Source organism: Hansschlegelia plantiphila, from assembly GCF_027922265.1.
In the GTDB taxonomy this organism is placed as follows: Bacteria; Pseudomonadota; Alphaproteobacteria; order Rhizobiales; family Methylopilaceae; genus Methylopila; species Methylopila plantiphila.
Map to the genome: position 1 here is coordinate 47,956 of NZ_BSFI01000001.1, position 21,580 is coordinate 69,535.

Annotated in this window: 19 protein-coding genes; 10 read left to right on the forward strand and 9 right to left on the reverse strand. The window is 69.8% G+C overall.

Annotated elements, in window-relative coordinates; genetic code table 11:
• The first annotated feature begins 97 nt into the window (after positions 1 to 97).
• The 4 genes from PKE75_RS00215 (at position 98) to dnaA (ending at position 4,524) form a co-directional block, all read left to right on the forward strand.
• Entirely contained in the window at positions 98 to 1,453 is a 1,356-nt protein-coding gene (locus PKE75_RS00215; protein ID WP_271166675.1) for an ActS/PrrB/RegB family redox-sensitive histidine kinase, read from the forward strand.
• 135 nt (positions 1,454 to 1,588) lie between these two features.
• Entirely contained in the window at positions 1,589 to 1,855 is a 267-nt protein-coding gene (gene rpsT, locus PKE75_RS00220; protein ID WP_271166676.1) for a 30S ribosomal protein S20, read from the forward strand.
• Between the two features lie 686 nt (positions 1,856 to 2,541).
• Positions 2,542 to 2,985, forward strand: a complete 444-nt coding sequence (locus PKE75_RS00225) for a rhodanese-like domain-containing protein (protein WP_271166677.1) — start codon at positions 2,542 to 2,544, stop codon at positions 2,983 to 2,985.
• Positions 2,986 to 3,045: 60 nt separating this feature from the next.
• On the forward strand, positions 3,046 to 4,524 hold the full coding sequence (gene dnaA, locus PKE75_RS00230; RefSeq protein WP_271166678.1) for a chromosomal replication initiator protein DnaA: 1,479 nt from the start codon (positions 3,046 to 3,048) through the stop codon (positions 4,522 to 4,524).
• Positions 4,525 to 4,591: 67 nt separating this feature from the next.
• On the opposite strand, the gene PKE75_RS00235 is transcribed toward dnaA, so the two are convergent.
• Positions 4,592 to 5,383 (reverse strand): mechanosensitive ion channel family protein, encoded by a 792-nt coding sequence (locus tag PKE75_RS00235; RefSeq protein ID WP_271166679.1) that lies wholly within the window; start codon positions 5,381 to 5,383, stop codon positions 4,592 to 4,594.
• A gap of 294 nt (positions 5,384 to 5,677) precedes the next feature.
• Here PKE75_RS00235 and dnaN point away from each other — a divergent pair, with 294 nt between their 5' ends.
• The 3 genes from dnaN (at position 5,678) to gyrB (ending at position 10,827) form a co-directional block, all read left to right on the forward strand.
• Positions 5,678 to 6,796, forward strand: a complete 1,119-nt coding sequence (gene dnaN, locus PKE75_RS00240) for a DNA polymerase III subunit beta (protein WP_271166680.1) — start codon at positions 5,678 to 5,680, stop codon at positions 6,794 to 6,796.
• Positions 6,797 to 6,964: 168 nt separating this feature from the next.
• Complete coding sequence (gene recF / locus PKE75_RS00245; protein ID WP_428979079.1) at positions 6,965 to 8,131, forward strand: DNA replication/repair protein RecF; 1,167 nt, start codon at positions 6,965 to 6,967, stop codon at positions 8,129 to 8,131.
• A 263-nt stretch (positions 8,132 to 8,394) separates the two neighbouring features.
• Entirely contained in the window at positions 8,395 to 10,827 is a 2,433-nt protein-coding gene (gene gyrB / locus PKE75_RS00250; RefSeq protein ID WP_271166681.1) for a DNA topoisomerase (ATP-hydrolyzing) subunit B, read from the forward strand.
• A gap of 116 nt (positions 10,828 to 10,943) precedes the next feature.
• Here the strand turns inward: gyrB and PKE75_RS00255 are convergent, their stop codons facing one another.
• The gene (locus PKE75_RS00255; RefSeq protein ID WP_271166682.1) at positions 10,944 to 11,093 is read right to left on the reverse strand and encodes a lmo0937 family membrane protein; all 150 of its coding nucleotides are present in this window, start codon (positions 11,091 to 11,093) and stop codon (positions 10,944 to 10,946) included.
• A gap of 563 nt (positions 11,094 to 11,656) precedes the next feature.
• Here PKE75_RS00255 and PKE75_RS00260 point away from each other — a divergent pair.
• On the forward strand, positions 11,657 to 12,322 hold the full coding sequence (locus tag PKE75_RS00260) for a glutathione S-transferase family protein (RefSeq protein ID WP_271166683.1): 666 nt from the start codon (positions 11,657 to 11,659) through the stop codon (positions 12,320 to 12,322).
• 110 nt (positions 12,323 to 12,432) lie between these two features.
• On the opposite strand, the gene mepA is transcribed toward PKE75_RS00260, so the two are convergent.
• From mepA to rsmI, 4 genes are read right to left on the reverse strand one after another with little or no spacing between them, the layout of a single operon-like run.
• Positions 12,433 to 13,341: a penicillin-insensitive murein endopeptidase gene (gene mepA, locus PKE75_RS00265; RefSeq protein ID WP_271166684.1), complete on the reverse strand. Its 909-nt coding sequence runs from the start codon at positions 13,339 to 13,341 to the stop codon at positions 12,433 to 12,435.
• An 8-nt stretch (positions 13,342 to 13,349) separates the two neighbouring features.
• The gene (gene gshB, locus PKE75_RS00270; RefSeq protein WP_271166685.1) at positions 13,350 to 14,291 is read right to left on the reverse strand and encodes a glutathione synthase; all 942 of its coding nucleotides are present in this window, start codon (positions 14,289 to 14,291) and stop codon (positions 13,350 to 13,352) included.
• Positions 14,292 to 14,312: 21 nt separating this feature from the next.
• Positions 14,313 to 14,678, reverse strand: coding sequence for a YraN family protein (locus tag PKE75_RS00275; RefSeq protein ID WP_271166686.1), 366 nt, complete (start codon positions 14,676 to 14,678; stop codon positions 14,313 to 14,315).
• Positions 14,678 to 15,622 carry a 16S rRNA (cytidine(1402)-2'-O)-methyltransferase gene (gene rsmI / locus PKE75_RS00280; protein ID WP_271166687.1) on the reverse strand — a complete coding sequence of 315 codons (945 nt, stop codon included), beginning with the start codon at positions 15,620 to 15,622 and terminating at the stop codon, positions 14,678 to 14,680. The genes PKE75_RS00275 and rsmI overlap by 1 nt, the downstream gene beginning before the upstream one ends.
• A 134-nt stretch (positions 15,623 to 15,756) precedes the next feature.
• On the opposite strand from rsmI, the gene PKE75_RS00285 reads away from it, so the two are divergent.
• Positions 15,757 to 16,998, forward strand: coding sequence for a penicillin-binding protein activator (locus PKE75_RS00285; protein WP_271166902.1), 1,242 nt, complete (start codon positions 15,757 to 15,759; stop codon positions 16,996 to 16,998).
• Between the two features lie 119 nt (positions 16,999 to 17,117).
• Here PKE75_RS00285 and PKE75_RS00290 read toward each other — a convergent pair whose 3' ends face one another.
• The 3 genes from PKE75_RS00290 to dapB form a co-directional block, all read right to left on the reverse strand.
• Positions 17,118 to 18,248, reverse strand: a complete 1,131-nt coding sequence (locus tag PKE75_RS00290; protein WP_271166688.1) for a TraB/GumN family protein — start codon at positions 18,246 to 18,248, stop codon at positions 17,118 to 17,120.
• Between the two features lie 78 nt (positions 18,249 to 18,326).
• The gene (locus PKE75_RS00295; protein WP_271166689.1) at positions 18,327 to 18,968 is read right to left on the reverse strand and encodes a 2,3-bisphosphoglycerate-dependent phosphoglycerate mutase; all 642 of its coding nucleotides are present in this window, start codon (positions 18,966 to 18,968) and stop codon (positions 18,327 to 18,329) included.
• Between the two features lie 88 nt (positions 18,969 to 19,056).
• On the reverse strand, positions 19,057 to 19,872 hold the full coding sequence (gene dapB / locus PKE75_RS00300) for a 4-hydroxy-tetrahydrodipicolinate reductase (protein WP_271166690.1): 816 nt from the start codon (positions 19,870 to 19,872) through the stop codon (positions 19,057 to 19,059).
• Positions 19,873 to 20,278: 406 nt separating this feature from the next.
• On the opposite strand from dapB, the gene hemA reads away from it, so the two are divergent.
• Positions 20,279 to 21,508: a 5-aminolevulinate synthase gene (gene hemA / locus PKE75_RS00305; protein WP_271166691.1), complete on the forward strand. Its 1,230-nt coding sequence runs from the start codon at positions 20,279 to 20,281 to the stop codon at positions 21,506 to 21,508.
• Positions 21,509 to 21,580 lie beyond the last annotated feature (72 nt).

Below are 21,580 nucleotides of genomic sequence, written 5' to 3' on the forward strand. Positions count from 1 at the left end.
TCCGCTTGCGGCCCCGAGGGCGCCGACCGTAGCCTGCGCCCGCCGCGCGCCTGCCCGAAGGCGCGATCCGGCTTCCCCAGCGAAGGGCTGAGCGCCGTTGGATCTCGACAGCATCCCCGACCGCCTGCTGACGCAGCGGCATCTGAGGCTCGACACTCTGGTCCGGCTGCGCTGGCTCGCAGTCGCTGGCCAGAGCCTGGCGGTGGTGGTCGTTCATGTCGGGCTGGCCGCCCCGCTGCCGATCGCGGCCTGCCTCGCCGTCATCGCCTGCTCCGCCGGCCTCAACGTCGCGCTGCGGCTGCTTTTTCCGATCAACTACCGGCTGAAGGTCCCGGCGGCCGGGCTGCTGCTCGGCTACGACCTGCTTCAGCTCGCCGCCCTGCTCTATCTGACCGGCGGGCTTGAGAATCCGTTCGCGGTTCTGTTCCTCGCGCCGGTGATGATCTCGGCCACCGCGCTGCCGCCGCGGGTGACGGCGCTGCTCGGGGCGGTCGTCGTCGGCCTCGCGACGTTCCTCGCCTCCCATCACCGGCCGCTGCCATGGCCCGGCCCCAGCCTGATCGACCTGCCGTTCCTCTACGTGCTCGGCGTCTGGGTCGCGCTGATGCTCGCGCTGGTGTTCATCGGCGTCTACGCCTGGCGGGTGGCGGAGGAGGCGCGCGAGCTCAGCCAGGCGCTCGCGGCGACCGAGCTGGTGCTCGCCCGCGAGCAGCATCTTTCCGCGCTCGACGGGCTGGCGGCGGCCGCCGCCCACGAGCTCGGCACGCCGCTCGCCACCATCGCGCTGGTCGCCAAGGAGCTCGAGCGGGCGCTGACCCCCGGCCCGCACGAGGACGATTTCAAGCTGCTGCGAGAGCAGGTCGCGCGCTGCCGTGAGATCCTGAAGACGCTGACCTCGCTGGACGAGGGCGGCGCGCCGTTCGAGCGCATGGCGCTGCGGCACATGCTGGAGGAGATCGCCGAGCCGCACCGGAACTTCGGCGTGGCGCTCGAGGTCACCGCGCAGGGCGACCCCGCGCTCGAGCCCGCATGGCTGCGCAACCCGAGCGTGCTCTATGGCGTCGGCAATCTGGTGGAGAACGCGGTCGACTTCGCCGAGGCGCGCGTCAGCGTCGCCGGACGCTGGAGCGCCGACCGCGTCGACGTCGCGATCGACGACGACGGCCCCGGCTTCGCGCCGGAGATCATCGGCCGGCTGGGCGAGCCTTATGTCTCCACCCGCTCGGCGGGGCGCGACACGCCGCACGAGGCCGGCGGGCTCGGCCTCGGCTTCTTCATCGCGAAGACGCTGCTCGAGCGCTCGGGGGCGCAGGTCTCGCTGTCGAACGCGCCGCCGCCGGCCCACGGCGCCCGGATCCGGGTCTCCTGGCCGCGCGCCCGCTTCGCGGCGCCGCCGGCGGCCGCCGCCGCCGGCCCCGCTTCGGCCCCTGTCGCGCGTCCGGCGCCGTCTTGAGCGTTGACGGAACGGGCGTTGCTTGGTAGGTGACCGGCTCTCGCGGCGGGCTTGAGAAGTCCGCCGCTCGTGCTTTTACGGCCCGGCCCGCGCGACGCGGCGCCCGCATCGCCGACCGACCGAGGAATCGCATCCATGGCCAACACGCCGTCGGCCAAGAAGGCCGCCCGCAAGATCGCCCGCCGCACCGTGGTGAACGGCGCGCGCCGAAGCCGCGTCCGCACCTTCCTGCGGAAGGTCGAGGAGGCGATCGCCTCCGGCAACGCCGAAAGCGCCAAGTCCGCGCTGTCGGCCGCCGAGCCGGAGATCATGCGCGCCGCCCAGAAGGGCGTTCTGCACAAGAACACCGCGTCCCGGAAGGTGTCGCGTCTCGCCGCCAGGGTGCGCTCCATCTCGGCCTGAACGCGACTGTCCCACGACGATCGAAAACCCGGCCCTGCGCCGGGTTTTTTCGTTTGTGGCGCCCGCGCGACGCGCAAGTCAGTGTTTCTGCGGATGTCGAATCCGGCTTGACTCGCCGAAAGCGCTCTTGCGCAACCCATACGAGTCTACGTGACGTTTCCGAGCAGAAAAACCATATAAAAATCATATGCTTAGAGCTTAGACAGCGAGGCGGACCCGGAATCCGGCCATTCGGAGGCAGGCAGCCTTCCTCCCCGCGAAAAGAATCTTGGCCGCCTGAGACGGGTGTCCGACGATCCGGCGGCGGCGACAAATTTGCTGGCTATGCAGGGCTTTGCCGGAGCATCCGGAAACGGAGTCTCACAGCGGGACGGGCGCTCCGCCACGATCGAATCGATTCGTTCAAGCTCGACCATTGCGTCGCCCACAGGCTCTGGGTATCTTCCGAGCCATGGAGACGGCCGAGATAAACCTTGTTTCTGCAAGCGAACTGATCGGCCAGAATCTCTGAAATCCCAAGTTGTGGACAGATCTGCCGGGCGCGTATTCGCTCGGTAGGCCGAAGTTGCGTAAATGCCATCCGGGCAATTCTTGGTGGCGTCTGGACTGCGTTGCGTTGAAGTCGGGGACGTTCTTTTCAATCGGGTGAAATGAGGCGCCGGACGCTGTTCGGCGAACGGAAGAGCATGTCTCAATCAACGGCCCCTTATGCGGGCGACGTTTCGCCCGCCGAGGCGTGGTCCGCGCTCGAAAGCGACCCCGCCGCCGCGCTTGTCGACGTGCGGACCGTGGTCGAATGGAACTTCGTCGGCACGCCGGACCTCTCGGGCCTGTCGAAGCGCCCGGTGTTCCAGGAGTGGCAAACCTTCCCCTCGATGCAGGTCGACACGGCCTTCGTCGACAAGGTGGCGGGGGCGCTCTCCGCCGCGGGGGCCGGTTCCGACACGCCGGTCTACTTCCTCTGCCGCAGCGGCGCCCGTAGCCAGGCGGCCGCGGCGGCGATGGCGGCCCGGGGGTGGAGCCGCTGCTTCAATATCGCGGGCGGGTTCGAGGGCCCGCTCGGTCCAGACCGCCACAGAGGCGCCTCCGCCGGCTGGAAAGCCGATGGACTGCCCTGGTCCCAGTCCTGACGGGCTGCGGCTTTCCTGCACTCGCCTTGCCTTCAGACGTCGAACTCCCGGAGAGGTCCCATGCTTGGTGCTCAGTCGGCAGCCCGTTCCAGCGCGTTTGCCGCCAATGACGACCGCACCGAGCGCGATCCCGCCTGGGAGGGCGTCACGCAGCGGCTGCGATCGGAATATGGCGAGGACGTCTTCACGAGCTGGTTCACCCGCATCGTGCTCGACCGCGTCGACGACGGGATCGCCTATCTCACGGTGCCGACCCGCTTCCTGAAATCGTGGATCCAGGCCCATTACGCCGACCGGATCGCCGCCGTGTTCGCCGAGGCGAACCCGGAGGTCCGGACGGTTTCGATCGGCGTACGCGTCGCCTCCCCGAAGCTCGCGGCGCCGAGCCGGGATTCGGTGATCGCGGCGCCGGTGCCGGACGCGACCCGCTTCCTCGATTTCCCCGCTCCCCAGCCCGCCGCGGTCTCGTTCGGCCAGCGGATCGAGGCGAACCGGCTGTCCGGCTCGCCGCTCGACAAGCGCCTGACCTTCGACACCTTCCTCTCCGGCCGCTCGAACGCGCTCGCCTACGCAGCGGCCCGCCAGATCGCCGACGCCAGGCCCGGCGACCCCGTGACCTTCAACCCGCTCGTGATCCATTCCGCGGTCGGGCTCGGCAAGACCCACCTGCTGCAGGCCACCGCCCATGCGGCCGAGGCCTCCGGCCGGCGCGTCACCTACCTCACAGCCGAGAAGTTCATGTTCGACTTCGTGGCGGCGCTGCGCGCCCAGACGGCGCTCGCCTTCAAGGAGCGGCTGCGGGCGATCGACGTCCTGATCATCGACGACCTGCAGTTCCTTCAAGGCAAGACGGTTCAGCAGGAGTTCGGCCACACGCTGAACGCGCTGCTCGACGGCCGCCAGCAGGTGATCATCGCAGCCGACCGCGCTCCCGCCGAGCTCGAGGCGATCGACGAACGCCTGCGCTCGCGGCTCGCCGGCGGCCTGACGCTGGAGATGGGCGGCCTCGACGAGGAGCTGCGCCAGAAGATCCTCGACGTGCGGGTGGCGGCGGCCCGCCTCGCCCACCCCAAGTTCGACCCGCCGGCGGAGGTCGTCGCCTATGTCGCGCGGACCGTGACGGCGAACGGCCGCGACCTCGACGGGGCGATCAACCGGCTTATCGCGCACAACACGCTGACCGGCGCGCCGATCACGGTGGAGATGGCCGAGACGGCCTTGCGCGACCTCGTCCGCCAGGTCGAGCCCAAGCGCGTCAAGATCGAGGAGATCCAGCGCATCGTCGCGCGGCACTATCAGGTCAGCCGCGCCGACATCCTGTCCTCGCGCCGGACCCAGACGGTGGTGCGTCCGCGGCAGGTCGCGATGTACCTGTCGAAGCAGCTCACGCTGCGCTCGCTGCCCGAGATCGGCCGGCGCTTCGGCGGCCGCGACCACACCACGGTGCTGCACGCCGTCCGCAAGATCGACGATCTGGTCAAGCGCGACGGCGCGCTGTTCGACGAGGTCGAACTGCTGAAGCGCATGCTTCTGGAGTAAGCGGCGCCGTCGCCGGCTCCAGCATCGGCGACAGTCTCGGAGGATGCAGCGCCCTGATCGGCGGGCGCTACTCCGCCGCCTGTGGCTGCTCCTGCTGCTTGGCCAGCGCCCGCTCCCGCACGAAGCGGCTGATCTCGTATTTCAGCGCCGCCGTGTCGTTCGCAGGCGTCCAGGCCTTCACGCTGAGCTCGATGTCGTCGCCGTATCCGACCTTCTTCACCACAGGCGGCGGCTCGTCCAGCGCCCGTGGATTGTCCCTCAGGAACTGCGAGACGTCCGCGGCCGTGGCGTCGGCGTCGCCGTTGTGGGCCGTGATGGTCGTCTCGACGAAGCGGTTCGGATATTTCGAGAAGTTGGTCATGGCGTTGCCCCAGACCGAGCCGTTCGGGATCAGCACCTGGACGTTGTCGGCGGTCGCGACCTCGGTGAAGAACAGATTGAGGTCGCGGACCTCGCCGTTCTTGCCGCCGACCTCGATGCGATCGCCGACGCGGAACGGCCGGAACAGCAGCAGCATGACCCCCGCCGCCATGTTCGACAGGGTCCCCTGCAGGGCGAGGCCGATGGCCAGAGACGCGGCGCCCAGCACCGCGATGAGGCTGGTGGCCTGAATGCCGACGACCTGCAGAATCGCGACGAGCACGATCGCGAGAACGGCGTAGCGCACGAGGCTCGACAGGAAGCCGGCGACGGTCACGTCCATATGCTTGGTCGCAAGCAGCAGGCTATGCGCCCCGCGCTCGGCCACGTTCGACAGCCAGAAGCCGATGACGGCGAGGAAAATCGCGCCGAGGGCGCTGACGCCGTAGGTCACGGCGAGGCCGGTCAGCATGGAGAAATCAACGGGTATATGAGGCATGATCTGCTCTCCTCTCGCTTGAGCGCAGGCTTGGCTCACAAACGCGAAGGCCCGCGGAGCGTTCGGCGAACGGACTGAGATAGGACGGTTTCGGCCAGCGTCACGGCGCCCGCGCCAAGTTTCCTGGTCTCGACGCGCCGGAATAGGCCCGTCCCGCGAAGCCGCGGCTTGTCACGGGAAAGCGGCCTGATAAGGTCGCCAGCCCCGGCGCGGGTCCCCCCTGCGCCGCGGGGCCGGCAGGGCGATCCCAGGCGCCGAACGACCGGTGGAATTCCCCACGGAGCGGGACGAAAAATGCGAGCGACCCTCGAGCGAGCGGCCCTGTTGAAGGCTCTCGCCCATGTCCACCGCGTCGTCGAACGGCGCAACACGATTCCCATCCTCGCGAACGTCCTGCTGCGCGCCGGCGAAGGCGGGCTGAAGCTGCAGGCGACCGACCTCGACCTCGAGATCGTGGAGACGGCCGCGGCGGACGTCGCGCAGGCCGGCGCGACCACCGTGCCCGCCCACACGTTCTACGACATCGTCCGCAAGCTGCCGGACGGGTCCCAGGTCTCGCTCGAGATGGGCGGCGAGCGCGGCACGCTGGTGATCCGCGCCGGCCGGTCGCGCTTCACGCTGCAGACCCTGCCGGACAGCGACTTCCCGGACCTCGCGGCGGGCGAACTGCCGGTGAGCTTCAAGATCGGGGCGGCGGATCTGCGCCGCCTGATCGAAAAGACCCAGTTCGCGATCTCCAACGAGGAGACCCGCTACTACCTCAACGGAATCTATCTCCACGTCGCCGAAAGCGGCGGCGTTTCGGTGCTGCGCGCGGTCGCGACCGACGGCCACCGCCTCGCCCGCATCGAGATCCCGGCGCCGGCCGGCGCCAAGGGCATGCCGGGCGTGATCGTTCCGCGCAAGACCGTCGCCGAAATCCAGCGGCTGGTCGAAGACCCCGAGGGCGAGGTCACGGTCGAGCTGTCGCCGTCGAAGATCCGCATCGCGCTCGGCGCCGCGGTGCTGACATCGAAGCTGATCGACGGCACCTTCCCCGATTACAACCGCGTGATCCCGACAGGCAACGACAAGCGCCTCACCGTCGACCGCGCGGAGTTCGCGAGCGCCGTCGACCGCGTCTCGACCATCTCTTCGGAGCGCGGCCGGGCCGTGAAGCTGTCGCTGTCGGACCGCAAGCTGGTGCTCACCGTCACCAATCCGGATTCAGGCAACGCGACGGAGGAGATCGAGGTCGACTACGAAGCCGAGCCGCTCGATATCGGCTTCAACTCGCGCTACCTGCTCGACATCGCGAGCCAGCTCGAGGGCGACACCGCGCTGATCCGATTGGCCGACCCCGGCTCGCCCACTCTGGTCCAGGACCGCGACGACGCGCCCGCGCTCTATGTTCTGATGCCGATGCGGGTGTGAGCGCGTGCCGGGGCGGCGCTCTGTGCGCTCCGGGACCAGTGAGCCGTTCCACCTCGCCATAAAACGCGCCGTCGTGGTCCGGCTTGACCGGACCACCCATGCCGGACGTCGAGCTCTACGCTGACGCATGGGTCCTCCGGCCAAGCCGGAGGACGACGGAGGTTTATCTTGGATCGAAGAGAGGCGAGGGAGACCGAGCGGCCCCTGCCCCGCCGCGTCGCCGTCGCGCGGCTGCGGCTGACGAACTTCCGCTCTTATCCCGCGCTCGACCTCGCCTGCGGCCCGAACTCGGTCGCGCTGGTCGGGCCGAACGGAGCGGGCAAGACCAACATCCTCGAGGCGATCTCGCTGCTCGCGCCAGGCCGCGGCCTGCGCCGCGCGCCGCATGGCGAGCTCGCGCGCGTCGGGGGCGACGGCTCATGGGCGGTGGCCGCCGAGCTTGCAGGCGATGACGGCGAGACCCGGCTCGGCACCGGCGTCGAGCCGGGCGCCGAGGGCGGCAGGCGCTGCCGCATCGACGGCGCCTCGGTCGGCTCGGCCGGCGCCTTCGCCGAGCATCTGCGGCTCGTCTGGCTGACGCCCGACCTCGACGGCCTGTTCCGCGGCCCCGCCGGCGACCGCAGGCGGTTTCTCGACCGGCTGGTGGTGGCCGCCGACCCCGAGCACGCCGGCCGCGCCTCGGGCCTCGAGCGGGCGCTGCGCTCACGCAACCGCCTGCTGGAGGACGAGGCCGCCGATCCGCGCTGGCTCGACGCGATCGAGCGGGAGCTCGCCGAGCTCGCCGTCGCGGTCGCCGCCGCCCGCGCCGAGACGGTCGGCCGCCTCGGAGCGCTGATCGCGGAGACCCACGACCCGGCCTCGCCGTTCCCCTCGGCCGCCATCGCGCTCGACGGCGCGCTCGAGGCGGAGCTGGCGACCAGGCCGGCGACCGAGGCCGAGGACGGCTACCGCCAGCGGCTGGCCCAGACCCGCCGCCGCGACCGCGCCGCTGGTCGCACGCTGGAGGGGCCGCACCTGAGCGACCTGCTGGTCCGCCACGCGCCGAAGGACATGCCTGCGGAGCGCTGCTCCACCGGCGAGCAGAAGGCCCTGCTGGTCGGCCTGGTTCTGGCGCACGCCAGGCTGATCGCGCGGCTCGACGGCGCGGCGCCCGTGCTGCTGCTCGACGAAGTCGCGGCCCATCTCGACCCGCTCCGCCGCGAGGCGCTCTATGCGGCCCTCGACGCCCTCGGCGCCCAGGTCTGGCTGACGGGCGCCGATCCCGCGGCCTTCGCCGAACTCGGCGACCGCGCGCGGATTTTCGCGATTTCCGACGGCGCCGCGCGCGACTTGTGACCCGTCTGTCGTGAGGCATGCGCGCCGCGCAGCAACGCCCTGTGGAAAATTGCAAAAAAGTTATTATCTCTCAGTCTGTTAATCGGACGCCGCGCGGCGCCCGCCGCAACGCTCCGCGAACGGCCGAAAACTCGCTTTTCCCGGCCGCGCAGGGTAGAAGAAGCCCATCGGGAATCTCCTGATTCCTCACCGCTCGCATGGGTCGACATCCCACGCCTCCGACTTGAATTCGCGGCGAGCCTTAAGACGACCGAGAGACCTTCATGACCGACATCACCCCGAACGGCGGCGCCGAAGATTATGGCGCGGACTCGATCCGCGTCCTCAAGGGGCTCGACGCCGTGCGGAAGCGACCCGGCATGTATATCGGCGACACCGATGACGGCTCGGGCCTCCACCACATGGTCTACGAGGTCATCGACAACGGCATCGACGAGGCGCTGGCGGGCTGGGCGGACGAGGTCAGCGTCACGCTGAACGCCGACGGCTCCTGCACCGTCACCGACAACGGCCGCGGCATCCCGACCGGCATCCACACCGAAGAGGGCATCTCGGCGGCCGAGGTCATCATGACCCAGCTGCACGCCGGCGGTAAGTTCGACCAGAACTCCTACAAGGTGTCGGGCGGCCTGCACGGCGTCGGCGTCTCTGTCGTCAACGCGCTCTCGACCAAGCTGACCTTACGCGTCTGGCAGAACGACCAGGAGCACGAGATGTCGTTCACCCATGGCGTCGCCGACGCGCCGCTCAAGGTGAACGGCCCCTCCAACGGCCGCCGCGGCACAGAGGTGACCTTCACGCCGAGCTTCGAGACCTTCACGGGGGTGCGCGAGTTCGACTATGGCACGCTGGAGCATCGGCTGCGCGAGCTCGCCTTCCTGAACTCCGGCGTCAAGATCGTGCTGACCGACGCCCGGGGGCCTGAGCCGAAGCGCGAGGAGCTGTTCTACGAGGGCGGCGTCGAGGCCTTTGTGCGCTATCTCGACCGCGCCAAGCACCCGCTGATCACCACCCCGATCGTGCTGCGGTCCGAGAAGGACGGCATCGGCGTCGAGGTCGCGATGTGGTGGAACGACAGCTACCACGAGAACGTGCTGGTTTTCACCAACAACATCCCCCAGCGCGACGGCGGCACGCATCTCGCGGGCTTCCGCGCCGCGCTGACGCGCCAGATCAACGGCTATGCGGATTCCTCCGGCGTCGCCAAGCGCGAGAAGGTCTCGCTCACCGGCGACGACGCCCGCGAGGGCCTGACCTGCGTGCTCTCGGTCAAGGTTCCCGACCCCAAATTCTCGTCGCAGACCAAGGACAAGCTGGTCTCGTCCGAGGTGCGGCCGGCGGTCGAGAACCTCGTCAACGAGGCGCTGAACCGTTGGCTCGAGGAGCATCCCGCGGACGCCAAGATCGTGGTGCAGAAGGTCGTCGAGGCCGCGGCCGCCCGCGAGGCCGCCAAGAAGGCGCGCGAGCTCACCCGTCGCAAGGGCGCGCTCGACATCGCGTCGCTGCCCGGCAAGCTCGCCGACTGCCAGGAGCGCGACCCGGCCAAGGCCGAACTGTTCATCGTCGAGGGCGACTCGGCCGGCGGCTCCGCCAAGCAGGGCCGCTCGCGCGAGTTCCAGGCGGTGCTCCCGCTGCGCGGCAAGATCCTCAACGTCGAGCGCGCGCGCTTCGACCGCATGCTGGGCAGCCAGGAGATCGGCACGCTGATCACCGCGCTCGGCACCGGCATCGGGCGCGAGGAGTTCAACGCCGACAAGCTGCGCTACCACAAGATCATCATCATGACGGACGCCGACGTCGACGGCAGCCATATCCGCACGCTGCTGCTGACCTTCTTCTTCCGCCAGATGCCGGAGCTGTTCGAGCGCGGGCACATCTACATCGCCCAGCCGCCGCTCTACAAAGTCGTGCGCGGCAAGTCCGAGCAGTACCTGAAGGACGAGCGGGCGCTCGAGGACTACCTCGTCGACCAGGGCCTTGAGGGCGTCACGCTGAAGCTCGCGAGCGGCGAGGCCCGCTCGGGGCTCGACCTGCGCTCGGTCGTCGAGACCGCACGCAGCGTGCGCGCTCTGCTCGGCGGCCTGCATTCGCGCTATCGCCGCTCGGTGGTCGAGCAGGCCGCGATCGCCGGCGCGCTGACGATCGACGTGCTGCGCGATCCGGAGAAGGCGCAGAGCGCCGCGACCTACATCGCAAAACGCCTCGATCTGCTGTCGGAGGAGACCGAGCGCGGCTGGGAGGGCCTCGCGAGCGAGGAGGGCTTCACCTTCACCCGCACCGTGCGCGGCGTGCGGGAGGCCGCCTTCATCGACGCGGCGTTCCTCGCGAGCGCCGACGCCCGCAAGCTCGACGAGCGGGCGGCCCACCTGCAGGAGATCTACGGCCTTACGCCGCATCTGCTGCGCAAGGACGACTCCTCCCCCGTCCACGGCCCGAGCGCGCTGGTCGACGGCGTTCTGACCGCGGGCCGCAAGGGCGTCAGCCAGTTGCAGCGCTACAAGGGCCTCGGCGAGATGAACCCCGACCAGCTCTGGGAGACCACGCTCGACGTCAACGCCCGCACGCTGCTGCAGGTCAAGGTGAAGGAGGTCGACGAGGCCGACGACATCTTCACCAAGCTGATGGGCGACGTCGTCGAGCCGCGCCGCGAGTTCATCCAGGACAACGCCCTGACGGTCGCCAACCTCGACGTGTGAGGCGGCGGCGCCGTCTGACGCGGCGTCTACGAAACCCGCGCGCGACGGATCGCGCGGGTTTCGCCGTTGTCGGGGACGCGCGGCCCGTCGCCGGTCCCTTCGGGCATGGCGCCCGGCTAAACCGCGCGACGCCCCGTCACGAGCCGGTAGATCACGATGGCTGCGGCGATGATCAGCAGCAGATGGATGAGCGCGCCGGCGACGTGATAGACAACGAAGCCGAGCACCCAGAGCACGACGAGGATCGCGGCGATGGCCCAGAGCATGATTACCTCTTGATCTGTTCGGAGACCGGCGCGACAGGGCCGGTCCGCGTGGGGCGACAGGTTCGTCTTGGCAGGTTCGGCGTCGGGGCGAGGCTTCCTTTTGGGAGCAGCGGCCGCTTGGTGGAAGCCGTCGCCGATGACGGACCAGCAGGAGTGTAGGGCCCGATCCGTCCGAGGGCGAGGCCCCGAACCGCGAAGGAGGCGGTCGCCGGCGATCAGCGGCCTGCGACGGCGGATGCGCTCAGCCACCAGATGCCGGCATGCTCGACCGGCGTCCGGAGCGCCTCGACGATGCGCTCCGCAAAAACGCTCGATCTCATCAGGATCGGGATGGACGCGCAGCAACCGCGAACTCGTCGCCCCCGATCCGCGCGACCCCGAAAGAGCAGCGGACGCCTTCGAGGCGACGGTCGAAATCATCCGACGGACCGGCGGGGCCCCGAGGCTCCGGCGTCGGGCCTTCCAGCGAAGAGGCGAGCCGTATCAATCGCTCGCTCTTTACCCGACTAAATCGATCGATTAACTTAAATGTGTTGACCCGCCTCACACGGAGCGAGAAGCACATGACCGCCAAGCTTTACACCTACGAACAGTCCGGAAACAGCTACAAGGTACGGCTTCTGCTGTCCTTCCTCCAGGTCGAGGTCGAACATATCGAGATCGACTTTATCGGCGACGAGCAACACGGGCCTGAATTCCTGAAGATTAACCCGCGCGGCGAGGTTCCCGTGCTTGTCGACGGCGACAGGACCTTCCGAGATTCGGCGTCGATCCTCACCTATCTGGCTGGAACGCACTCGAAGTCTTCGTGGTGGTCGGACGACGTCAGCGAGCAGGCCGCGATCATCGACTGGCTGGCCTTCGCCTCCAGCTGGGTTCAGTACGGCGTGTTCACCGCCCGCGCGATCCTGTCGTTCAAGGGCCCGTATAACGGCCTTGGCACCGAGAGCAACGAAACGACGCTCCGGGAGGCGACGATCCGCGGCGTGAAGTCGCTTGAGATCCTCGAGACCGCGCTGAAGGACAACGAGTGGCTGGCGCTCGGCCGTCCGACGATCGCCGACATCGCCGTGTTCCCCTACGTCGCGCTGGCCCCCATGGGCGACATCTCGCTGGAGCCCTATCCAGCGATCCGGGCCTGGATCGGCCGCATCCGCCAGCTCCCAAACTTCTTCCCGATCGCCGGCCTCGACGATCCCGACTATCGCCGCCGCGACAAGGCGGCCTGAGGCGCCTCGACCGGGTCGTCGGCGCCGCATGATCCCGCGCGGCGCCGATCCCGATCGGGGTGCGGCCTTACCTCAGGCGAGCGGGAGACCGCCGCCGCGCCGGGCTGGCGTCAGGGCGCGCTCAGCACCGCGGCGCATTCGCCCGGCATCTTCGCGACCGTGAAGGGCGGCGGCGGCTTCCTGGGGCTCGGACCGGGCTGGGGGTGAAGCACGGCGTCGGTGAACCAGTAGTCGAGCACGCTGCCGCAGCCCTCCCCCGGCACGACGTCGCGCTGCGGGCGGCAGGACCGCTCGCCCGCCGGACAGCCGAGCCGGACGTGCATGTGATAGTCGTGGCCCCAGTTCGGCCGCACCTTCTCGAGCCAGGAGCGGTCGCCGCGCGCCTGCTGGCAGATCGCCTTCTTGATCGCCGGGTTGACCAGCACGCGCTCGACCTGCGGGTCGGTGGCGGCGTCCTTGACCACCTGCATGGTGTCGGGCGTCCAGTAGCGGTTCACGCCGCGGCGATCCTCCGAAACCACCATGGTCGACATGATGGTCTCGCGCTGCGGCATCGGGATCACCTGCGGCGGCATCTGCCGGAGCCAGACGTCGACGTCGAGCCCGATCTGGTGCGAGGCGTGGCCCCGCAGCATCGGGCCGCCGCGCGGCTGGGACATGTCGCCGATCAGGATTCCGGCCCAGGACGTGTTGGTCGTCACCCTGCGGGAGAACCGCTCGATGAAGTCGATCAGCTTGGTGCGGCCGTAGAAGCGGTTGCGCGAGGGCCGCATCACCTGCCAGGTCGGCCCGGTCAGCGGCAGCGTCGCCGCGCCCGAGATGCAGCCGTTCGAATAGAAACCGATCGAGCGTTCCGGCCCCTCGCTCGGATGGGCGACGCGGCCGAACAGCTCCTTCGCGGGCGTCATCGGCCCACCCGCGATCGGCGGGAGGCGAAAGCCCGGCGGCGTGACGTCCTGAGCGCTCGCGCTCCCCGCCACGAGCATCAGGAACGCTGCTGCGGCGAGGGACAGGCGCATCGGCGTCATCATTTCCGGGCCTCGATCGCGTCCCAGGTCATCACGGCGACGTCCGGGCCGCCGAGGCGCTTGATGGCGCGGATGCCGGTCGGCGAGGTCACGTTGATCTCGGTCAGCCAGCCGTCGATCACGTCGATGCCGACAAAGATCAGCCCGCGCCTCGAGAGCTCCGGTCCGATCGTGTCGCAGATCTCCTGCTCGCGGGCGCTGATCTCGGTGGTCTGGGCGGCCCCGCCGCGCACCATGTTGGAGCGCAGGTCGCCCGGCGCCGGCACGCGGTTGACGGCGCCGGCGAACTTGCCGTCGACCAGCAGGATGCGCTTGTCGCCCTTCGCCACTTCGGGGAGGAACTTCTGCACCATCCACGGCTCGCGGAAGCTGGTGGAGAAGAAGTCGATCAGCGAGCCATAGTTCAGGTCGTCGGCCGTCAGCCGGAACACCGCGGCGCCGCCATTGCCGTAGAGCGGCTTCACGACGATGTCCTGATGCTCCTTGCGGAAGGCGTCGATCTCCGCCCTGTCGCGCGTCACCAGCGTCGGCGGCATCAGATGGGGGAAGTCGAGGACGAAGATCTTTTCGGGCGCGTTCCGCACGTGCCCCGGATCGTTCACGACCAGCGTCTTCGGATGGACCCGCTCCAGCATGTGGGTGGTGGTGACATAGGCCATGTCGAAGGGCGGATCCTGCCTGAGCAGCACCACGTCGGTCTCGTCGCCCAGCGAGATCCTGACCTCCTCGCCCAGCGTGACGTGGTCCCCGGCGACGTCGCGCACCTGCGCCTGACGGACGGTCGCAAACACCTCGCCGCCGACCTGCGACAGGCGGTCGGGCGTGTACACCACGAGTTCGTGGCCGCGTCGTTGAGCCTCCAGCATCAGCGCGAACGTCGAATCGCCGGCGATATTGATCCGCTCGATGGGATCCATCTGCACGGCGACGCGAAGCGGCATGTACGGCTGTCCCGCTAGGGTTCAGAGGCCGAAGGCGTTGCGGATGTGCCGGGGCAGACGGCCCGGCGCGACCAGAACGACGTCGAACGTCACGACATATCCCGCATAAGCGGGGCGGCGCGCAAGGAAGGCTTCCGCGGCGCGGCCGATGCGCGCCTGCTGGCGCAGCGTCACGGCCTCGGCGGCGCTTGCGAAATCGCCGCGCGCCTTGACCTCGACGAAGGCCAGGGTGCGACCGCGCGCCGCGATCACGTCGACCTCGCCGGGGCCGTCCGCGAATCGCCGGGCGAGAATCGACCAGCCTTTCAGCCTGAGCAGCCAGACCGCGCGGGTTTCGGCGCGCAGGCCGAGGCGGAACGCGCGGACGCGGGCCTCGGCGCCGCCCATCAGCGGCGCGCCTTGGTCAGCTCCAGCGCCCGCGCATAGACCTCGCGGCGCGCGACGCCGGACGCCGACGACACCTCCGACACCGCATCCTTGACCGAAACGCGGGCGAGGGCTGCGGTCAGCAGCGCGTCGACGTCCTCGGCGGCGGTCGGCGCTTCGGCCGAAGGCGGCGCGATGACGAGCGCGATCTCGCCCTTCGGCGCGGGCTCCCCGGCCAGCGCCGCCGCCAGCTCGGCGAGGGATCCGCGGCGCACCTGCTCGAAGCGCTTGGTCATCTCGCGCGCGATCGCGGCCGGCCGCGGCCCGAGGCCGGCGGCGAGATCGGCAAGCGACTCGGCGAGGCGCGGCCCGCTCTCGAATAGCACGAGCGTCGCGGGGATGCGCGACAGCTCGGCCACCCGCCCCTGCCGGGCGTGGCTCTTAGGCGGCAGGAAGCCTTCGAAGAAGAAGCGGTCGGTCGGCAGGCCGGACACCACCAGCGCCGCCATCACGGCCGAAGCGCCCGGCGCCGTGGTGACGAAGGCGCCCGCCGCGACCGCGTCGCGCACCAGCTTGAAGCCGGGGTCGGAGACCAGCGGCGTCCCGGCGTCGCTCACCAGGGCGATGCGTCCCCCCTGGCTGAGGCGGGCGAGCACCTTGGGACGCATCTCGGCGGCGTTGTGCTCGTGATAGGCGCTGAGCGGCGTCGAGATTCCATAATGCGAAACGAGCTTGCGGGTGACGCGGGTGTCCTCGCACAGCACGAGCTCCGCGCCGGCCAACGTCTCCAGCGCCCGCAGCGTGATGTCGGCGAGGGCGCCGATCGGTGTCGCGACGACGTGGAGCCCCGGCTGGAGGGCCGAGGCCACGAGGCGCTGGCCCGCGAGGACGTAACCCCGCCCGTCGGCGGGCGGCTCGTCCTGCGGGGCGTCGTGAGATGGCGTCAGGCGCGCGGGCCTTGGCATGAAAGCGCTCGTCGTCTACTGGAGGAACAGTCTATAGGGCCGCCGCGTCGTCGCAAATGCGGCGCACGGCGACTATCGGGGCGATCAGCAGCCTTTGCGTGCGGGACGCAAGGCCGGATTGCGGTGGTTTGACGATGATCTTCGAGCGGCGGTCGGTCCTCAGGACCTTGATGATCGCGGCGACGGCCCTTTCGCTTTCGGCCTGCGGGTCGGACGGCGGGCCGGACGAGCCGAAGCTCGACCCGATGCAGGGCGTGCCGACCCCGAAGGTCGAGAGCGAGCCGCTCGGCGCCGTAACAGGTCAGAACGACGTCGTGGGCGAGGGCTCCGTCAAGGTGGCGCTGGTGCTGCCGACCTCGGCCTCCGGCGCCGCCGGCGCCGCCGCGCAATCGATGCGCAACGCGGCCGAAATGGCGCTCGCCGAGTTCAACACGCCCGACGTCCAGCTCGTCGTGAAGGACGACGCGGGCACAGCGCAGGGCGCATCCGCCGCAGTGACGGCCGCGACCGACGAGGGCGCCAAGCTCGTGATCGGCCCGCTGTTCGCGCATTCCGTCGCCAGCGCCGCCCAGGTCGCCCGGCAGAAGGGCGTGCCGATCCTCGCCTTCTCGACCGACGCCAACGTTGCCGCCCCCGGCGTGTTCCTGCTGAGCTTCATGCCGGAATCCGACGTGCAGCGGATCGTGTCCTACGCCGTCGCGCAGGGGAAACGCTCCTTCGCGGCGCTTCTGCCCGAGACCGGCTACGGCTCCGTCGTGGAGGCGGCCTTCCAGCAGGCGGTCGCCAAGGCGGGCGGACGCGTGGTGGGCCTGGAGCACTACGGCGACCGGTCGAAGATGGCCGAGCCCGTCGCCCGGCTCGCCGCGACTCTGCCGCAGGCCGACGCCCTGTTCATCCCCGATTCCGCGGACAATGTGCAGGCGGCCATCGGCATGCTCGCCACCAACGGCGTGAACCTGAAGCGCCTTCAGCTCCTGGGAACCGGCCTGTGGGACGACCCGCGGCTCGTCGGCGACGCCAGCCTCGCCGGCGCCTGGTACGCCGCGCCCGACAATTCGGGCTACCGCGCCTTCGCCGCCCGATACCGCGCGAAATACGGCGCCGATCCCGTACGCACGGCCTCGCTCGCCTATGACGCGACGTCGATGGTGGCCGCGATCGTCAAGGCGCAGGGCGCGGCGGCCCTGAACGACCAGACCTTCTCCAACCCGTCGGGCTTCTCCGGCGTCGACGGCACGTTCCGGTTCCGCTCGGACGGCGGCAACGAACGCGGGCTGGCGGTCTACGAGATCCAGCCGGGCGGACCGCGCATGGTCAACCCGCCGCCGAAGAGCTTCGGCGCTCAGACCGCGCAGGCCGCGGCGCCGGCGAACTGAGAGGCGGACCTTTACGCTCCCGTCATGCCCGGCGCAGCCGGGTATCCACGACTTCCTTCAGCGTATCCAAGTCGTGGATACCCGCGAAGACGCGGGCATGACGCCGGAGGGGCGCCCCTTCACCAGATCCGCGTCACCGAGAACCCAGCGCGGCGGATCAGCTCGACCAGTCCGTTCTCGCCCGGCAGATGGAGCGCGCCGACCGCGATGAAGGCGTTTCCCGTGGCCAGGATCGGCAGCGCGCGCTGCAGCATGGTGTGGTTGCGCCGTGTGATGAAGGCGGAGATGAAATCGGCGTAGCCGTCGACGTCGAACACGCCCGACCAGGCCGGGCCGCGCATCGCGAGCAGATAGCCGATACGGCGCGTCGAATAGAGCCCGGTGATCGTGCTCTCGACGTCTTCCGGCCGCAGCCGCTTGACGGTGGCGTCGCGCAGCATGCGAAGCGCGACGTCGTCGGGCACCGAGGCCAGGGCCTCGACCTGCTCCACCGGCGTCTCGAGGCCCACCAGCTGCGCGCCCTGCTCGACCGCGAGGCGCTCGATCCGCCCGTCCGCGGTCTCGACGTCGACCCCAGCGCTCGCCGGCACGCAGTTCGAGCGCGACAGCGACAGCGCGAGATACCAGGGCTGGAGCTGCTCGGCGACAGCCGGCGGAATGCCGGCCTGACCGAGGCGCGCCTCGACCTGCGGGCGGACGTCGTCCGGCAGCGCGCCGAGCGAATTGCCCTCCGGGCGGAACGAGCGGTTGCCGACGAGGCGGCGGAGCTCCGCGGCGACCCGGCGAGAGCTCGCGCCGGGCAGCTCGGTCGCGACGACGCGGGCGCGGCCGAGCGCGCGCAGCACGAGGTCGTCGAAGCTGCGCGCCACCGGCTCGCTCGAATGCATCGTGCCGAAGAGATACGAGACCTTGGAGCCCTGGCCCTCGATCCGCCACAGCAGACCCTGCCCGTTGGCGACCGAACGGGCCGCGCTTTCGAACCGGTCAAAACCGGCGGGGTCGCTCAGCTTCAGCGCGCGGACCAGATCGACGCCGCCGCAGAGGGCCGCCCTGTCCGGCGCCGCATTTTGCGCGGGGTCGGTCGGCTTCGGATCGGCGCGCGCGTCGCCGCTGGTCGCCGCTGGCGACCCGCCCGGCTGGGGAGCGTCTCCGGCGGAGGCTGAGCCGGCGCCGGAGAAAAGCGCCAGCGCCGCCGCGATGACCACGGTCCTGAGCGGCCTGCGCCAGCCTGCATTCGCCAGATGCACCATTTGAAAGGATGATGCGCTGCGTCCGGCGGTCCGCCAATCAGATATTTTCTATCGCGCGATTTGGTCTCGCCGGCCGGCCTACTGAATTTCGTCGGTCGAGGGGCCGGCGAGATCCTTCATCGACGCCACGGTCGAGTCGGCGTTGATCTCGTAGACGATCGGCGCGCCGGTGAAGAGCTCACGCTGCACAAGCTCCTCGGGGGTCAGCCGCTCCAGCGTCATGATCAGCGCCCGCAGCGAGTTGCCGTGGGCGGTGACCAGCGTGGTCCGGCCGTTCAGCACGTGCGGCAGGATCTCGCGGACGAAATAGGGCAGCGTGCGGGCGACGGTGTCCTTGAGGCTCTCGCCGCCGGGCGGGGGCACGTCATAGGAGCGGCGCCACAGCAGCACGCGGCTGTCGCCCCAGGTCTTGCGCGCGTCGTCCTTGTTGAGGCCGGTGAGTTCGCCGTAGTCGCGCTCGTTGAGCGCCTGATCCTCGATCGTCCTGAGGCCGCGCTGCCCGAGCTCCGCAAGGATCAGCTGGTTGGTGCGCTGGGCGCGGATCAGCTTCGACGTGAAGGCGATGTCGAAGCTGAGCCCCTCGGCCTTCAGCCTTCGGCCGGCCTCCTTCGCCTCCTCGACGCCCCGCTCGGTCAGATCCGGGTCTTTCCAGCCGGTGAACAGGTTCTTGAGGTTCCACTCGCTCTGGCCATGACGGACGAGGACGAGGCGACGCTTCATGCTGTTCAGCTCCTGGAGGACGGCCCGGGGACGCCGGGATGTGCGATCCCTTAGCGCAGCCGCGGGCGGATTGCACCGCAGCTTTTGCTCAGACCCCTGTGAGACCGAGAACGTCGGCCATCGAGTAATGCCCCGGCTTGCGCCGGAAACCCCAGATCGCCGCCTTCACCGCGCCGCGCGCGAAGATCATGCGGTCCTCGGCGCGGTGGCCGAGCTCCACCCGTTCGCCGGCGCCGGCGAGGATGACGGTGTGTTCGCCGACCACGGAGCCGCCGCGCAGGCTGGCGAAGCCGATCGTGCCTTCCACCCGTGCGCCGGTGTGGCCGTCGCGCGAGCGCACCGCGTTCTGGGCGAGCGATATTCCGCGGCCCTCGGCGGCGGCCTCGCCGAGCAGCAGCGCCGTGCCGGACGGCGCGTCGACCTTGGCGCGGTGGTGCATCTCGAGCACCTCGATGTCCCAATCCGGCCCGAGCGCGGCCGCGGCCTGGCGCACCAGCGCGGCGAGCAGGTTGACGCCGAGGCTCATATTGCCGGACCGCACGACGACGGCGTGACGGGCGGCGGCGTCGAGCCGGGCGAGATGGGGCTCGTCGAGCCCGGTCGTGCCGATGACGTGGACAATTCGCCCCTGCGCCGCGAATTCCGACAGGGCGACAGTCGCGTCGGGCGTGGTGAAGTCGAGGACGCCGTCAGCCTCGACGACGAGCGAAAGCGGATCGTCCGAAATCGCCACGCCGAGCGGGCCGACGCCTGCGAGTTCGCCGGCGTCCTTGCCGAGCGCCGGACTGCCCGGCCGCTCGAACGCGCCCGAGAGTTCGACGCCGTCCGTCTCGGAGATCGCGCGGACGAGGGAACGGCCCATCCGGCCGGCGGCTCCGGCGACGATCAGGCGCATCGATGACATTGCCGGCTCCGGTCGTATCGTGACGTGTCGCGGCGGTCATATCAGGACGCGGCGCGCGTTGCGAAGCGCCTTCGCCCGCCTTGAGGGTCGCATGCGCAGTTCGGCGACCTCCGCGGGGCGACGCCGGCCCTCGGTCTCGTCGCGACGCTGGTCTCGTCGCGACGCTGCGGGGTTCGCCGAAGCTTCGGACCTGTCCGGCGCGAGGCCCCCGTCGAAGGTCTGACGCCGATGCCTGCGGAGGCTGTCGGGGCCGCATCTCCTTGAGACGCAAGGCCCGGTCGGCGGAGTTCGCTGTCGAGCAGGTCAGCCATGCGGAATTTCTTGCGGCCTTCTGTCGCTCGGCGGGCTTCTTGGCGGGACATTTAGGGCTAGAATGATTATCAAGTGCGCGGGAAGAGACGCCACAATGATCTATGACGATGTTTTCCGCAGCGCGGTCGAACAGCTTCATACCGAGAAGCGCTACCGTGTCTTCGCTGATCTCGAGCGCCGTGCGGGGGAATTCCCGCACGCCACATGGCATGCGCCGGACGGTCCGCGCGACGTCGTGGTCTGGTGCTCCAACGATTATCTCGGCATGGGCGAGCACCCGAAGGTGCTGGCGGCGCTGACCGAGACCGCGAATCGCGTCGGCGCGGGCGCCGGCGGCACCCGCAACATCGCCGGCACCAACCACCCGCTCGTGATGCTCGAGAACGAGCTCGCCGACCTCCACGGCAAGGAGGCGGGCCTCGTCTTCACCTCCGGCTACGTCTCGAACGAGGCCTCGATCTCGACGATCGCCCGGCTGCTGCCGAACTGCCTGATCCTGTCGGACGCGCTGAACCACGCCTCGATGATCGCCGGCATGCGCGGCTCGGGCTGCGCCCGCAAGGTGTTCCAGCACAACGACCTCGACGACCTCGAGCGCCTGCTCGAGGAGGCCGGCCCCGACCGCGCCAAGATCATCGCCTTCGAGAGCGTCTATTCGATGGACGGCGACGTCTCGCCGATCGGCGCGATCTGCGACCTCGCCGAGAAATACGGCGCGATGACCTATCTCGACGAGGTCCACGCGGTCGGCATGTACGGCCCCCGCGGCGGCGGCATCGCCGAGCGCGACGGGGTGATGCACCGCGTCGACGTGATCGAGGGCACGCTCGCCAAGGGATTCGGCGTGATCGGCGGCTATGTCGCGGCGTCGAAGCCGATCATCGACGCGATCCGCTCCTACGCGCCGGGCTTCATCTTCACCACCGCGATCCCGCCGGCGATCGCCGCCGCCGCGTGCGCCTCGGTCGCCCATCTCAAGACCAGCCAAGTCGAGCGCGATCGGCACCAGAGCCAGACGCTGAAGACCAAGATCGCGCTCGCGGCCCGCGGCCTGCCGGTGATGCCGTCGGAGACGCACATCGTTCCGGTGCTCGTCGGCTGCCCGGAAAAGGCCAAGGCCGCGACCGACCTGCTGCTGTCGGACCACGGGATCTACATTCAGCCGATCAACTATCCGACGGTGCCGCGCGGCACCGAGCGGCTGCGGATCTCGCCCTCGCCGGCTCATGACGACGCGCTGATCCGCGGCCTCGCCCGCGCGCTCGACGCGGTCTGGAGCGAGCTCGACCTGCCCCGCCGTTACGAGGCGATCGCGGCGGAGTAAGCGGCGACGTCGTCGTCAGACGACGTCTCCGGCTGACCGGGCGGCGCTCACGCTGGGCGCGTAGCGCAACCG

Bases quoted from the DNA above. Each gene is read 5' to 3' on its own strand.
- rpsT (WP_271166676.1), top strand. From the start codon at position 1,589: ATGGCCAACACGCCGTCGGCCAAGAAGGCCGCCCGCAAGATCGCCCGC.
- PKE75_RS00225 (WP_271166677.1), top strand. From the start codon at position 2,542: ATGTCTCAATCAACGGCCCCTTATGCGGGCGACGTTTCGCCCGCCGAG.
- dnaA (WP_271166678.1), top strand. From the start codon at position 3,046: ATGCTTGGTGCTCAGTCGGCAGCCCGTTCCAGCGCGTTTGCCGCCAAT.
- PKE75_RS00235 (WP_271166679.1), bottom strand. From the start codon at position 5,383: ATGCCTCATATACCCGTTGATTTCTCCATGCTGACCGGCCTCGCCGTG.
- dnaN (WP_271166680.1), top strand. From the start codon at position 5,678: ATGCGAGCGACCCTCGAGCGAGCGGCCCTGTTGAAGGCTCTCGCCCAT.
- gyrB (WP_271166681.1), top strand. From the start codon at position 8,395: ATGACCGACATCACCCCGAACGGCGGCGCCGAAGATTATGGCGCGGAC.
- PKE75_RS00255 (WP_271166682.1), bottom strand. From the start codon at position 11,093: ATGCTCTGGGCCATCGCCGCGATCCTCGTCGTGCTCTGGGTGCTCGGC.
- PKE75_RS00260 (WP_271166683.1), top strand. From the start codon at position 11,657: ATGACCGCCAAGCTTTACACCTACGAACAGTCCGGAAACAGCTACAAG.
- mepA (WP_271166684.1), bottom strand. From the start codon at position 13,341: ATGCGCCTGTCCCTCGCCGCAGCAGCGTTCCTGATGCTCGTGGCGGGG.
- gshB (WP_271166685.1), bottom strand. From the start codon at position 14,291: ATGCCGCTTCGCGTCGCCGTGCAGATGGATCCCATCGAGCGGATCAAT.
- PKE75_RS00275 (WP_271166686.1), bottom strand. From the start codon at position 14,678: ATGGGCGGCGCCGAGGCCCGCGTCCGCGCGTTCCGCCTCGGCCTGCGC.
- rsmI (WP_271166687.1), bottom strand. From the start codon at position 15,622: ATGCCAAGGCCCGCGCGCCTGACGCCATCTCACGACGCCCCGCAGGAC.
- PKE75_RS00285 (WP_271166902.1), top strand. From the start codon at position 15,757: ATGATCTTCGAGCGGCGGTCGGTCCTCAGGACCTTGATGATCGCGGCG.
- PKE75_RS00290 (WP_271166688.1), bottom strand. From the start codon at position 18,248: ATGGTGCATCTGGCGAATGCAGGCTGGCGCAGGCCGCTCAGGACCGTG.
- PKE75_RS00295 (WP_271166689.1), bottom strand. From the start codon at position 18,968: ATGAAGCGTCGCCTCGTCCTCGTCCGTCATGGCCAGAGCGAGTGGAAC.
- dapB (WP_271166690.1), bottom strand. From the start codon at position 19,872: ATGTCATCGATGCGCCTGATCGTCGCCGGAGCCGCCGGCCGGATGGGC.
- hemA (WP_271166691.1), top strand. From the start codon at position 20,279: ATGATCTATGACGATGTTTTCCGCAGCGCGGTCGAACAGCTTCATACC.